Here is a 12,574-nt window from a genome sequence, read left to right as displayed (position 1 = left end):
AAAATGATTACCTATCGATAAAAGCGATGGTTCACCATGAAATACTCCCCGGAATCCCTTGAGGCCTTTGTCCAGACTGTCGCCAGCGGCTCGTTTTCTGCGGCGGCGCGTGCGCTGGCCAAAAGCCAGTCCACCATCAGCAGCGCCGTGGCGAATCTGGAAGACGATCTCGGTTTCACTCTGTTCGATCGCAGCGGTCGTCAGCCGGTACTAACCGAGCAAGGACAGCGCGCACTGGCGCAGGTACAGCAGATTCTGGCGGCCAGCCAGCGGTTGGATGAGCTGGCGGTGCGGCTGTCACAGGGCGTGGAACCGCGACTCAGTCTGGCGATTTCTGATTTCTGGCAGGCCGATCATCATGAAAATCTGCTCAACCGCTTTGAAGCGCGTTATCCGGATATTGAATTTGAATGCATGATTGCTGAGGACGCGGACGCGCTGGACCTGCTGCAGGCCGGTCGCGTGCATCTCGGCGTGGTGCGTGCGCAGCCGCAGTTGCCGCCTGATTTAGCGGTGGCACGTTTACAGGTGGGGGCCGAAATGGCGATCTATCTGCATCAGGAGCATGTGCTGGCGCAGTCAAAACAGGTGAGTGAAGCTCAACTCGGTGAATTACGTCATTTACGGCTTAATACCTGGGTGCAAAACCGTGAACCCTTGCCTGCTGGCCGAGTGTGGTCGGCGCCTTCTTATTTATTGCTGCTGGAAATGGCGGAGCAGGGCTTTGGCTGGAGCGTATTACCGCGCTGGCTGGTGGAGCAGTTTGGTCATCAGGTGTTGAAAGAGTTGCCGGTGCCAGGCTGGCCACAGCGCATCGCGGTGGATGTAATCTGGTCGCGACGCAATCCGCCAGGTCCTGCCGGGCGCTGGATGATTGATCAACTCTGCGCCCAGCAGCCGGATTAATCGCGGCGCGCCACGTCGGCCAGTGTGGCATCCAGCAGTCGTGCCAGGTCCTGCGCCGCCAGTTCTATATCCAGCCCGCGCTTACCGCCGGAGACAAAGATGGTGGCAAATTCTGCAGCCTGCTGATCAATCACCGTTGGCAGACGTTTTTTCTGCCCCAGCGGGCTGATGCCACCCACCAGATAGCCGGTGACGCGCTGTGCCAGTTGCGGGTCGGCCATATCCGCTTTTTTGGCGCCCAGCGCCTTTGCCACTTTTTTCAAATCGAGCTGCGAGGAAACTGGCGTCACGGCTACCGCCAGCGCTTTGGCATCGCCGTTGAGCGCCACGAGCAGGGTTTTGAACACCTGGCGTGCATCGAGATTGAGCTTACGCACCGCCTCATCACCAAAATTTGTTTCGTGGCTGTCATGCTCATAAGGATGAAGGGTAAAGGCGACCTTTTGTTTTTCCAGCAGTTTTACGGCGGGTGTCATGTTCTGTCCTTGCTACGAAAATTCTTATTTCAGTTTTGGTGAATAATACTGGCGAAATTCTGAACTTTGCGCGAAAATTGGCCCGCGCCAGCAATGCTGGTGATAACCAAAATCATAAACAAATTCCTCTTTGACGGGCCGATAGCGATATTGGCCTTCTTTTTTGCCTGTAATTCGCCGCGCATCCGCTTTGTTTGTCATCTGCTGCTCAACGTCTCAACGTCTCAACGGCTCAACGGCTCAACGGCTCAACGGCTCAACGGCTCAACGGCTCAACGGCTCAACGGCTCAACTCCTTACTGCTCATCCGCTGTGCCAACCCTTCGCCGCGCATCCGGCAAAGCACATTTCCGCACAATCAGAGAGACGCACGTCATCGATCTGATCGCTTTCAGGACATGAGGATGCATAATGTCTTGCGGTGACGGCATTTGTTACGATTTCAACAATCCTGGCAGGTTATCCTCGCCATACAGATGCAGCGCACCCACGGCCACCACATAGCGGCCTTTCGGCAGCGCCTGCAATAACTCGCGCCAGTGCTGATTACGATTGCGCATCAGCGTGTCATTGAGATCGCTGCTAAAGGTGGTCGGCAGGGCCACCGGTTGCTGCGTGGGCGGTGCATCCAGCCACCAGCTGATCATGGTTTGCAGCAGGCGGGCGTTGGTGTGCCAATGCTCCAGCGTGTCCAGTAACAGCGATAAACCCTCTTGCGGTAGCGACTTCAGCAGTGCGATCTGGGTTTCCGGGCCTTCCAGTTCAATAATGCGCTTGTTAGCCGATTTCGCCGCCATCAGCAGTTGGTAATCAATGCCATATTGCGGCCGTAACCCCAGACGCTGCGCCTGTTGTGCCTGCAGCATCAAGGCGATTTGCCAGAACGGCAGCGTGTCGAACACTGCCATGGAAAGCGAAAGCTCATCGCACAGCACATCCAGTCGCTGCAACACCTCTGCATCCAGACGCATCGCCAACGGCGTACAGGCATCGTCATGGGTGAAGGGCGATGCACCCTGGGTAATATCCGCTTCGACAATCAGCGCATCGGCGCGACTCAACTGGCGTAACAGGCCCGCTGGCAACGGCTGCATATCGCGCGTGCCCATATGAATACTGCCCGCCAGATGCAGGCGTCGATCGCCCAATTTGATATCCATTGCCGGCCAGGTATAGCGTGCCGGGAAGAGGCTGGCGGCCATCTGCTGGAAGCTGTGCCACAGACTGCGTCTCATGCCCTGTCCTTTTGAAGTCAAAAATCCATGCTAGCGATTTCAGTCACTGAAAAACAGGGCAGAGAGGGCGATTAGCGTTTTGCTGGCTTAAAGCGCAACAAACGATTCGCGTTACTCACCACGGTAATCGAAGACAGCGCCATCGCCGCGCCCGCCACGATTGGGCTAAGCAGCAAACCCGTGAACGGGTAGAGCACGCCCGCCGCAATTGGAATCCCCAGGCTGTTATAGACAAAAGCCCCGAGCAAGTTCTGGCGCATATTACGCAGTGTCGCGCCTGCCATCGCCAGCGCATCGGCAACACAGTGCAAATCGTTGCGCATCAACGTCATGGCGGCGGTTTCAACGGCCACATCGCTGCCGCCACCCATGGCAATCCCCACATCGGCCTGCGCCAGCGCGGGCGCATCGTTGATGCCATCGCCGACCATCACCACTTTGCGCCCCTGCTGCTGCAACTGCGCAATCGCCTGCGCTTTGCCTTCGGGCAGCACGCCCGCGATCACTTCATCAATACCGGCTTCGGCAGCAATCACCTGCGCGGTTTTTTGGTGATCGCCGGTCAGCATGATTAACCGATAGCCCAATTGGTGCAGGCGCTGTAACGCCTCCGCACTTTCCGGGCGCAGGCTGTCACGCAGAGCGATCAGGCCGAGCAACTGACGATGATCGGCCAGCAGCACTGGCGTAGTGCCTTGCGCGGCGAAACGGTCGATATCTTGTTGTGCGGCGCGGTAATCAATCTGTTGTTCATCCAGCAGTGCCTGATTGCCGAGCAGCAGCGTTCTGCCTGCCACTTTAGCGCTCACGCCTTTGCCGCGTATTGTACGAAATTGCTTAGTCGGCTCATCGCTGAGATCGGGTACTGCCGCCAGAATCGCTTTCGCCAGCGGATGGTTCGAACTTTGTTCCAGTTGCGCCGCAGCGCTCAGCACCTGCTGACGATTCCAGTCGCCATACACCAGCACATCGCTCACCTGCGGGGTGCCACGTGTCAGCGTGCCGGTTTTATCCAACACGATGGTATCGACTTCGCTGGCACGCTGTAGCGCATCAGCATCGCGCACCAGCACGCCCAATTCTGCCGCGCGACCGACGCCGGCAATCACCGACATTGGCGTCGCCAGCCCCAGCGCGCAAGGGCAGGCGATAATCAGCACCGTGGTGACAATAACCAGCGTGTAGGCCAACTGCGGCTGCGGGCCGACCAGATACCACACCAGACCCGCCAGCAGGGCAATCGCCACCACCACCGGCACAAATACCGCTGAGATGCGATCGGCCAGGCGGCCAATGTCGGGTTTGCTGCTCTGCGCCTGGCGCACCAAATTGATGATACGCGCCAGGGTGGTGTGGCTGCCGGTGGCGCGCGCTACGAAGCGCAGCGTGCCATCCTGCAACAGCGTCCCGGCATAGACTTTATCGCCAGGCTGTTTCGCCTGTGGCACTGCTTCACCGGTCAACATCGCTTCATCAAACCAGGCTTCACCGCTTTCGACTTCGCCGTCCACCGGCACGCGATCGCCCGTCACCAGCTTCAGCAGCATGCCGGGCTGGACCTCGCTCAACGGCATCAGCGTTTCGCCCTGTTCACCGATCACACGCGCCTGAGCAGGGGTGAGATCCAACAGGCGTTCGAGGGCTTTGGATGCCCGCTGGCGTGCTCGTTGTTCCAGCGCATGGCCGAGGTTAATCAAACCGACGATCATCACGCTGGCTTCAAAATAGAGATGTCGCGCCTGCATCGGGAAAAATTCTGGCCACAGCGCCACGCTCATCGAATAGAGCCAGGCGGCGCCAGTGCCTAAGGCCACCAGCGTATCCATGGTGGCGGTGCCGTGCTGTAGGCTGCGCCACGCACTGCGATAGAAATGGCCGCCTGCGATCACCATTACCAGCAAAGTGATCACGCCGAGCGAGCGCCATAACGTTTGGTTGGCGTCACTCAACATCATGTTGTCGCCGAGCATGCCCCAGATCATCATGGGCACGCCGAGCAGCAGCGCCAATGCCGCCTGCCAGCTAAAGCGGCGCATCGCCTGCTGTGCGCTGACCTGCTGGCGTTCACGGCGCGTCTGTTCATCGTCGATCACTTCAGCGGAATAGCCCGCCTGATCCACTGCGCCAATCAGCGCCTCGGCTTGCGCATCGCCTAACACCAGCGCGCTGCGCTCCCCGAGGTTGACGCGGGCCTGACTGACGCCAGGCACTTTCTGCAACGCCTGTTCCACCCGGCTCACACAGCTGGCGCAGCTCATGCCGCCGATCAGCAAATGGTGAACAGGAAGGTTTTCTTCTGCCGGTTGCGACACCGTTGTCAGCGCCTCCGGCGGCGGCTCTGTTGCTGTCAACGGCTCAGGCTTTGGGCTGTCTTTCACCGCCGCGTGATAGCCGGCCTGTTCAACGGTCGCAATCAGATCGCTGGCGCTGGCGGCACCGGTAACGCGCGCTTCCTGCTGCGTGACATCCGCCTGTTCCACATCGTCGCGCTGCTCCAGCGCTTCTTTCACCCGTTTGACGCAGTGGCCACAGGATAAACCGTCCAGCGCCAGTAATTGTGTGTGTGACATCTTAAACTCCTTAAACGAGAGGTTTGACTGTCTGCAAACTTTGCATTAGTTATAGAGCCTAAACCTTCCATTCAGGGGAAGGTCAAGCGGTCATGAGGTGAAGACAAAAGATGAACATCAGCGATGTGGCAAAAAAAACCGGGCTAACCAGCAAGGCGATCCGTTTTTATGAAGAGAAGGGCGTGGTGACGCCGCCGTTACGCAGTGACAATGGCTATCGCAGCTATGCCGCGCATCATATTGATGAGCTGAATCTGCTGCGTCAGGCGCGTCAGGTCGGATTTACGCTGGATGAATGCCGCGAGCTGGTGACGCTGTTCAACGATCCCGCACGCCACAGCGCGGATGTCAAAGCGCGCACCTTGCAGAAAGCGGATGAAATCGCTGCGCACATCGAAGAATTGCATGCAATGCGCGCGCGACTGCTGGAACTTGCTGAAGCCTGCCCCGGCGATGACAGTGCCGAGTGCCCGATCATCAATCATCTGGCGGGCTGTTGCCATCAGGGCGAAGGGAAACGCGGTTGAATCTGCAGCGTGATACCGATCACACCGGTGACGATCACGGGCGTTCCGGCGGGCAAATCTTCTGTCGCCTGCACTCGCCAACTGCTGTCGCCTATGCGCACATGGCCTAACCCATCCTTAAGGGTGTTACCAAGGGTCAGGTGCATCCCGATCAGCTGCGATCCGCGTTGATTCAGGGTGTTAGGCTGCTGAGCAACCTCGCGGTAGCGCATCCAGCGATACCAGAAATAGACGCACAGCAACGTCAGCACCGCGAACAAAATGCCCTGATGCGTCCACGAGAACGGGAAAAGCCATTCAATCAGACCGACCAGCACCGCCGCTAATCCACTCCACAGCAGATAACCGCTGGTGCCGAGCATTTCAGCCGCCAGCAGCAGGCCGCCCAGCGTCAGCCAGAACCAGTGCGGATGGGCAATCAGCTCAATCAGGATCACGGTTTACGCTCCTGACGGCTCTCCTTCAACAATTCGCCGATCCCGGCAATAGAACCCAGCAAACTGCTGGCATCCAGCGGCATCATCACCACTTTGCTGTTATGAGATTCACCGATCTTCTGCAACGCATCGGTATATTTCTGCGCCACAAAGTAGTTCACCGCTTGAATATCGCCTGCGGCAATCGCTTCCGATACGGCACGCGTGGCGTTGGCTTCCGCCTGCGCCTGACGTTCACGCGCTTCGGCCTGCAGGAAGGCGGAAGTACGTTCACCTTCGGCTTTCAGAATCTGCGACTGCTTGTCACCTTCAGCACGCAGTATCGCCGCCTGGCGCACGCCTTCTGCGGTATGGATGTCAGCACGCTTGGTACGTTCGGCTTTCATCTGCGCATTCATTGCCGCGATTAATTCCTGCGGTGGACGCACGTCACGAATTTCGATACGGGTGATCTTCACGCCCCACGGATTGGTGGCTTCATCGACGATATGCAGTAGGCGGGTATTGATATTATCGCGCTGCGACAGCATCTCATCCAATTCCATGCTACCCAGTACCGTACGGATGTTGGTCATGGTCAGATTGAGGATCGACAGCTCAAGATTGCTGACTTCATAGGCCGCGCGCGCAGGATCAACCACCTGAATAAAGCACACGGCATCAATGGTGACGTTGGCGTTATCTTTGGAGATGATTTCTTGCGAGGGGATATCGAGGACTTGTTCCATCATATTGATCTTGCGACCAATACGATCCATGAACGGGACAATTAAACTCAGGCCGGGGGGCAGGGTTTTGGTGTAACGGCCAAAACGTTCCACCGTCCACTGATAGCCTTGTGGCACAATTTTTACACCGGCCCATACCGTAACGAGTGCGAGCACGATAATGACGGGAATCACAGTCAACATATAACCTCCTGGTTGTCAGATTATCGGGCCGAGTCGTTCGGCCCGTTGCACGCGCGGTACCGATCAGTACAGCAGCGAGTACAGCTGGCGGCGATAGCGTGTGGCGAGAGCATCGCCCGTGCCGAGCGCGGCCAAAATCTCCTGGAACATCTTACGTACCTGACCTTCTCCGGCACTGAGATCGCTCTTCAGGAAGCTGAACAGCAGATCCAGCGCTTCTTCGTTACGGCCCACCTGGTGCAGCTGTAATGCAAGTTTAGCAGCCAGTTCCGCATTCGCGGGCTCGGCTGCCAGTTGTTCCTGCAGTTGCTGAATTTCAGGGGTATCCGCAGCTTGTTTCAGCAGATCGATTTGCGATACCAGGCTTTGATAACGGGTGTCCTGATCCTGCAATGGCACCACCGCCAGCACCGCTTCTGCTTCTTCGCTGCGGCTCAGGGTGATCAGCACTTCTGCCAAGAGGAAACCAATTTCACTGTTCTGGTTGCTCAGCGCCCAGGCATCTTTCAGCAACGGCAGCGCATCCAGCGGTTTGCCTTCTTCCATCAACTGCATCGCTTGATGGGTTTTGATCTCTTCTTCACGCGGCAGCACTTTTTGCAGCAGCGCGCGGATCGCCTCTTCCGGCTGCGGGCCCTGGAAGCCATCCACCGGCTGCCCGTTCTGGAACAGGTACACGGTTGGAATCGAGCGCAGACCAAACTGCGATGCCACCATCTGCTCTTTATCACAATCCAGTTTGGCCAAAATGAACTGACCCGCATACTCCTGTGCCAGACGCTCCAGCACCGGCGTCAGCTCCTGACAGTGTTGGCTGCGATCGGACCAGAAATAGAACAGCACCGGCATCTGCGTGGATTGTTCCAGCGTCTGGTGCAGATTGGATTCGTTGATGTCGATAATCAAAGCGTGTGACATGAATACGTCTCTTTGCAGAAAGTGTGTTGAGAATATGGGGGCAAGCTGCCCCGCTTCAAGTTCAAATCTAGCTTGTCGATCAGTTGCTGCGCAAGATGCGATCCAGCATCCAGCCCGGTAACAAGCGTTTCAGCAGGCTCATTACCCATGCGACCAGCGTCACCGGATAGCGCAGCCGCGGATGTTTGCTTTCCAGCGCGTGGCGCAGCTTGGGTAAAATGGCTTCCGGCGGCAGCGTAAAGCGTGCGGCAATGCCGGGATTGCGCACCGGTTTGTCCTGCTCGCCCTGATGCACATTGTCGGTGAAACGCGTGGCAATCGGCCCCGGCTCGATCAAACTCACGCGCACGCCGGAAGCGCGGACTTCCATGCGCAGCGCATCGCTCCAGGCTTCCAGCGCCCATTTGCTGGCGGCATAGGCACCGCGCCCGGGCGTGGAGATCAGCCCCAGCACCGAGCTGGTATTGATAATACGCCCATTGCCGCTGGCTTGCAGGGCAGGCAGCAGGCGCATCGTCAGTTGGTGCGTACCAAACAGGTTGGTGGAGAACTGTTTTTCCAGCTGCGCGCGTGACACGCTACTCAACGGACCATACTGACCAAAGCCGCCGTTGTTGAACAGGCCATGCAGGCGATGCTCGCACAATTCCAGAATATGGTCGGCTGCGGCATCCACGCTGGCTTCATCATCAAGATCGAGCAGCACGCCAATAAAGCCCAGCGCCTCTATGCGCGCCACATCATCCGCGCGACGGCAGGCGGCAATCACGCGATAACCGCGAGACTGCAAATCGTTGGCGGCCGCTAAGCCGATGCCGCTGGAGCAGCCAGTGATTACAATTGTTTTTTGCATTTCTTTACCTGTTAAAAATCACACGCCTGCTTTAATTCTGCTTTACTAGCGGAGCCAGTTCGTTGGCCATCAGATTGGCGATAAACGGCTGCGCATCCGGATTGGGGTGAATACCGTCCTGCTGCATCCATTCCGGCTTCAGATAGACCTGCTCCATAAAGAAGGGCACCAGAGGAATGTTGTACTGCTGGGCCAGCTGCGGATAAATCGCGCTAAACGCTTCGGTATAACGACGTCCATAATTAGCGGGTAAACGAATTTGCATCAGCAGCGGCTGTGCTTTAGCCGCTTTGACTTCGTCGATCACTTTACTCAGATCCTGCGCGATATTGGCAGGCGGAAAGCCGCGCAAGCCATCGTTACCGCCCAATTCGATTAACACCCAACGGGGTTGATGCTGTTTTAATAGGCCAGGCAAACGCGCCAGCCCTTGTCCGGCGGTATCTCCGCTGATGCTGGCGTTAATAATCTGGGGCTGCTGTTGCCAGGTTTTATTGAGCAGGCTGGGCCATGCCGCAGTGGCGGACATGCGATACCCGGCGCTCAGGCTGTCGCCCAGTACCAGCAAGGTATCGGCGGCGGCGATGCGGGACACCAGCAGAAGCAATAACAACAGGAAGGGATAATGCCAGCGGAAAACATTGTTGCAGTTCATCATCTTACTAAGTCCGTCGGTCAGGGAGAGCATCAGCTGACCATCCTTACCGGAGTTGAGCTGGTTGTCAAACCAGCTGAGACCATCGCGCTGATTGGCGAATCGGGTTCCGGCAAATCTACATTACTGGGCATTCTGGCCGGGCTGGACGATGGCAGCAGCGGCGAGGTCAATCTTCTCGGCCAGCCGCTGCATAATATGAACGAAGAGCAACGTGCCGCGTTGCGCGCGCGGGAAGTCGGCTTTGTGTTCCAGTCCTTTATGCTGGTGCCAACGCTCAATGCGCTGGAGAACGTGCAGCTGCCTGCCTTGCTGCGCGGTGACAGCGATCACGATAGCCGCGCCCAGGCGGTGGATTTCTTAACGCAACTTGGTCTGAAAGATCGTCTGCATCATCTGCCCGCGCAGCTTTCCGGCGGGGAACAACAGCGTGTGGCGCTAGCACGCGCGTTTAGTGGCCGTCCGGGTTTGCTGTTCGCCGATGAACCGACGGGTAACCTGGACCGCAAAACCGGCGATCGCATCGCCGACTTACTTTTCTCTCTCAACCGCGATTTCGCCACCACGCTGATTCTGGTGACGCATGATGAGCAACTGGCGGCGCGCTGCGATCGTCGGCTGCGCCTGCGCGACGGCAAGCTGTGGGAGGAGACATGATTTGGCGCTGGTTCTGGCGTGAATGGCGCTCGCCGTCGCTGCTGATTGTCTGGCTGGCACTGACGCTGGCGGTGGCCTGCGTGCTGGCGCTGGGCTCGATCAGCGATCGCATGGAGAAAGGGCTGAGCCAGCAGAGCCGTGATTTTATGGCGGGCGATCGTACCCTGCGCAGCAGCGCGCCCGCGCCGGAAGCCTGGCTGAACAAAGCGCGCGATGAAGGGCTCTCTGTCACTCGTCAGCTCAGCTTTATGACCATGACCTTCGCCGATCAGACGCCGCAGCTGGCGGACGTGAAAGCGGTGGATGATGCCTATCCGATGTTCGGCACCTTGCAGACCGATCCGCCGGGATTAAAACCGCAGGCGGGCACGGTGCTGGCCGCGCCACGCTTGCTTGCGCTGCTGAATCTGAAAGTTGGCGACAATGTTGATGTCGGTGACACCACGCTGCGTATTGCCGGTAAAGTGATTCAGGAGCCGGATGGCGGCTTTAATCCGTTCCAGACGGCGCCGCGCCTGCTGATGAACCTCGCGGATGTCGATAAAACCGGTGCGATTCAGCCCGGCAGTCGACTCAGCTGGCGCTACAAGTTCTCCGGCGATCCGGCTCCGCTGGCGCGTTATGACAGCTGGATCCAGCCGCAGTTAAAATCCGGTGAGCGCTGGATCAGCGTCGAGAACTCCGAAGATGCGCTGGGTCGCTCGATGCAACGCGCCCAGCAATTTCTCCTGTTATCGGCACTGCTGACGCTGATGCTGGCGATTGCCGCCGTGGCGGTGGCGATGAGCCATTACTGCCGCAGCCGCTACGATCTGGTGGCAGTGCTGAAAACGCTGGGCGCGACGCGCAAAGCCTTGCAACGGTTGATCATCGGCCAGTGGCTGGCGGTGTTGCTGCTGGCGGCGATAGCGGGCAGCGTGCTGGGGCAGGGGATTGAGGTCATCCTGCTGGCGATGCTCAAACCAGTGCTGCCTGCCGCCTTGCCTGCCGCCAGCTTCTGGCCGTGGCTGTGGGCGATTGGCGCGATGTTTGTGATTTCGCTGCTGGTGGGATTGCGTCCGTATCGCCTGCTGATGGCAACTCAGCCGCTGCGTGTGCTCCGGCGTGATGCGGTGGCGAATGTCTGGCCGCTGCGGTTTTATCTGCCCGCCATGGCGCTGGTGGTGGTTGGCCTGCTGGCGTTATTGATGGGCGGCAGCAAAATGCTGTGGGCGCTGCTGGCGGGCGTGGTGATGCTGGCGCTGCTGCTGTCACTGCTCGGCTGGGGCACGCTGTTGCTGCTGCGTAAGCTGGTGGTGCGCAATCTGGCGATGCGTCTGGCGATCAATCGTCTGCTACGGCAGCCGGTGATGACGCTGAGTCAGCTGGCGGCATTTTCGCTCTCCTTTATGCTGCTGGCGTTACTGTTGGTGATGCGCGGCGATCTGCTGGATCGCTGGCAGCAGCAGTTACCGCCGGATGCGCCGAACTACTTCCTGCTCAACATGACGCAGGAACAGGTGCCGCAGGTGCGCGACTTCCTCAATCAGCATCACGTTAAACCGGAATCCTACTATCCGATTGTGCGTGCGCGTCTGACGGAGCTGAACGGCAAAGAAGCCGATCCGAAGATGGATAACGCGCTGAACCGCGAGCTGAATCTGACGTGGCAAGCAGAGCGTCCGGATCACAATCCGCTGCTGGCCGGAAGTTGGCCGCCGAAAGCCGGTGAAGTATCAATGGAAGTGGAGCTGGCGGATCGCCTTGGCCTGAAGCTCGGCGATACGCTCACCTTCAGCGGTGATACCCAGAAGTTCAGCGCCAAAGTTACCAGCCTGCGCAAAGTGGATTGGGAAAGCCTGCGGCCGAACTTCTTCTTTATCTTCCCGCCGGGCGCGCTGGATCAACAGCCGCAAACCTGGCTCACCAGTTTCCGCATGGACAGCAATCCGACGCTGCTGGCCCAGCTTAATCGTGCCTTCCCGACGCTGAGCTTGCTGGATGTCGGCAGCATGCTGAAGCAGATCGGTCTGGTGCTGGCGCAGGTCAGTCAGGCGCTGGAGATCATGGTGGTGCTGGTGACGATCTGTGGTGTGTTACTGCTGCTGGCGCAGATTCAGGTCGGTATGCGACAGCGCAGGCAAGAGCTGGTGGTGTATCGCACGCTGGGCGCGAGTAAACGCCTGCTGCGCGGCACGCTATGGTGTGAGTTTGCCTTGCTTGGCGTGGTGTCGGGTATTGCAGCGGCACTGGGCGCAGAAGCGGCGCTGTGGGGATTACAGCGTAAGATCTTCGATTTCCCCTGGGAGCCGGACTGGACGCTGTGGATGGCATTACCGATTTGCGGCGCGCTGTTGTTGTCGCTGTGCGGCGGCTGGCTGGGCGTGCGATTGCTGAAAGGGAAGGCGCTATTCAGGCGGTTTGAAGCGGCTTAATCTAGTGCACAAAAA

The 12,574-nt window shown here is 58.3% G+C and carries 13 protein-coding genes; 4 read left to right on the top strand and 9 right to left on the bottom strand.

From position 1 onward, the window contains the following. Window positions 1-36: 36 nt before the first annotated feature. Window positions 37-906 carry a LysR family transcriptional regulator gene (locus tag CRO33_RS06050; protein WP_034828200.1) on the top strand — a complete coding sequence of 290 codons (870 nt, stop codon included), beginning with the start codon at window positions 37-39 and terminating at the stop codon, window positions 904-906. On the opposite strand, the gene ybaK is transcribed toward CRO33_RS06050, so the two are convergent. The 4 genes from ybaK to copA form a co-directional block, all read right to left on the bottom strand. Further along, complete coding sequence (gene ybaK, locus CRO33_RS06045; protein WP_045816347.1) at window positions 903-1,382, bottom strand: Cys-tRNA(Pro)/Cys-tRNA(Cys) deacylase YbaK; 480 nt, start codon at window positions 1,380-1,382, stop codon at window positions 903-905. The genes CRO33_RS06050 and ybaK overlap by 4 nt on opposite strands. 24 nt (window positions 1,383-1,406) lie before the next feature. After that, on the bottom strand, window positions 1,407-1,583 hold the full coding sequence (locus tag CRO33_RS24550; protein WP_160832661.1) for a hypothetical protein: 177 nt from the start codon (window positions 1,581-1,583) through the stop codon (window positions 1,407-1,409). 233 nt (window positions 1,584-1,816) lie between these two features. Beyond that, window positions 1,817-2,617, bottom strand: a complete 801-nt coding sequence (locus tag CRO33_RS06040; RefSeq protein WP_097117468.1) for a TraB/GumN family protein — start codon at window positions 2,615-2,617, stop codon at window positions 1,817-1,819. Between the two features lie 71 nt (window positions 2,618-2,688). Next, complete coding sequence (copA, locus tag CRO33_RS06035) at window positions 2,689-5,187, bottom strand: copper-exporting P-type ATPase CopA (protein ID WP_097117467.1); 2,499 nt, start codon at window positions 5,185-5,187, stop codon at window positions 2,689-2,691. Between the two features lie 110 nt (window positions 5,188-5,297). Here copA and cueR point away from each other — a divergent pair, with 110 nt between their 5' ends. Then, window positions 5,298-5,714: a Cu(I)-responsive transcriptional regulator gene (gene cueR, locus CRO33_RS06030; RefSeq protein ID WP_058960852.1), complete on the top strand. Its 417-nt coding sequence runs from the start codon at window positions 5,298-5,300 to the stop codon at window positions 5,712-5,714. Here cueR and CRO33_RS06025 read toward each other — a convergent pair. From CRO33_RS06025 to tesA, 5 genes are all read right to left on the bottom strand, one after another. Further along, the gene (locus CRO33_RS06025; protein ID WP_097117592.1) at window positions 5,690-6,148 is read right to left on the bottom strand and encodes an NfeD family protein; all 459 of its coding nucleotides are present in this window, start codon (window positions 6,146-6,148) and stop codon (window positions 5,690-5,692) included. The two genes, cueR and CRO33_RS06025, sit on opposite strands and share 25 nt — an antisense overlap. Further along, window positions 6,148-7,062, bottom strand: coding sequence for an SPFH domain-containing protein (locus CRO33_RS06020; RefSeq protein ID WP_097117466.1), 915 nt, complete (start codon window positions 7,060-7,062; stop codon window positions 6,148-6,150). The genes CRO33_RS06025 and CRO33_RS06020 overlap by 1 nt, the downstream gene beginning before the upstream one ends. A 63-nt stretch (window positions 7,063-7,125) precedes the next feature. Further along, a complete protein-coding gene (locus CRO33_RS06015; RefSeq protein WP_034828212.1) occupies window positions 7,126-7,980 on the bottom strand; it encodes a thioredoxin family protein in 855 nt (284 codons plus the stop codon). A gap of 79 nt (window positions 7,981-8,059) precedes the next feature. Next, complete coding sequence (locus CRO33_RS06010) at window positions 8,060-8,833, bottom strand: SDR family oxidoreductase (RefSeq protein WP_097117465.1); 774 nt, start codon at window positions 8,831-8,833, stop codon at window positions 8,060-8,062. A 31-nt stretch (window positions 8,834-8,864) separates the two neighbouring features. After that, a complete protein-coding gene (gene tesA, locus CRO33_RS06005; RefSeq protein ID WP_224934094.1) occupies window positions 8,865-9,491 on the bottom strand; it encodes a multifunctional acyl-CoA thioesterase I/protease I/lysophospholipase L1 in 627 nt (208 codons plus the stop codon). Between tesA and ybbA the strand changes: the two genes are divergently transcribed. Together ybbA and ybbP are read left to right on the top strand one after the other, a co-directional pair. Beyond that, the gene (gene ybbA / locus CRO33_RS06000; protein ID WP_097117464.1) at window positions 9,459-10,145 is read left to right on the top strand and encodes a putative ABC transporter ATP-binding protein YbbA; all 687 of its coding nucleotides are present in this window, start codon (window positions 9,459-9,461) and stop codon (window positions 10,143-10,145) included. The genes tesA and ybbA overlap by 33 nt on opposite strands. Continuing rightward, window positions 10,142-12,559 carry a putative ABC transporter permease subunit YbbP gene (gene ybbP / locus CRO33_RS05995; protein WP_097117463.1) on the top strand — a complete coding sequence of 806 codons (2,418 nt, stop codon included), beginning with the start codon at window positions 10,142-10,144 and terminating at the stop codon, window positions 12,557-12,559. Before ybbA ends, ybbP begins: the two co-directional genes overlap by 4 nt. The last annotated feature ends 15 nt before the right edge of the window (window positions 12,560-12,574 follow it).

This window comes from Pantoea sp. GL120224-02 (assembly GCF_900215395.1).
GTDB lineage: Bacteria > Pseudomonadota > Gammaproteobacteria > Enterobacterales > Enterobacteriaceae > Pantoea > Pantoea communis.
Note: the sequence above shows the minus strand (reverse complement) of the source record. Positions and strands in the feature narration are given on the sequence as shown.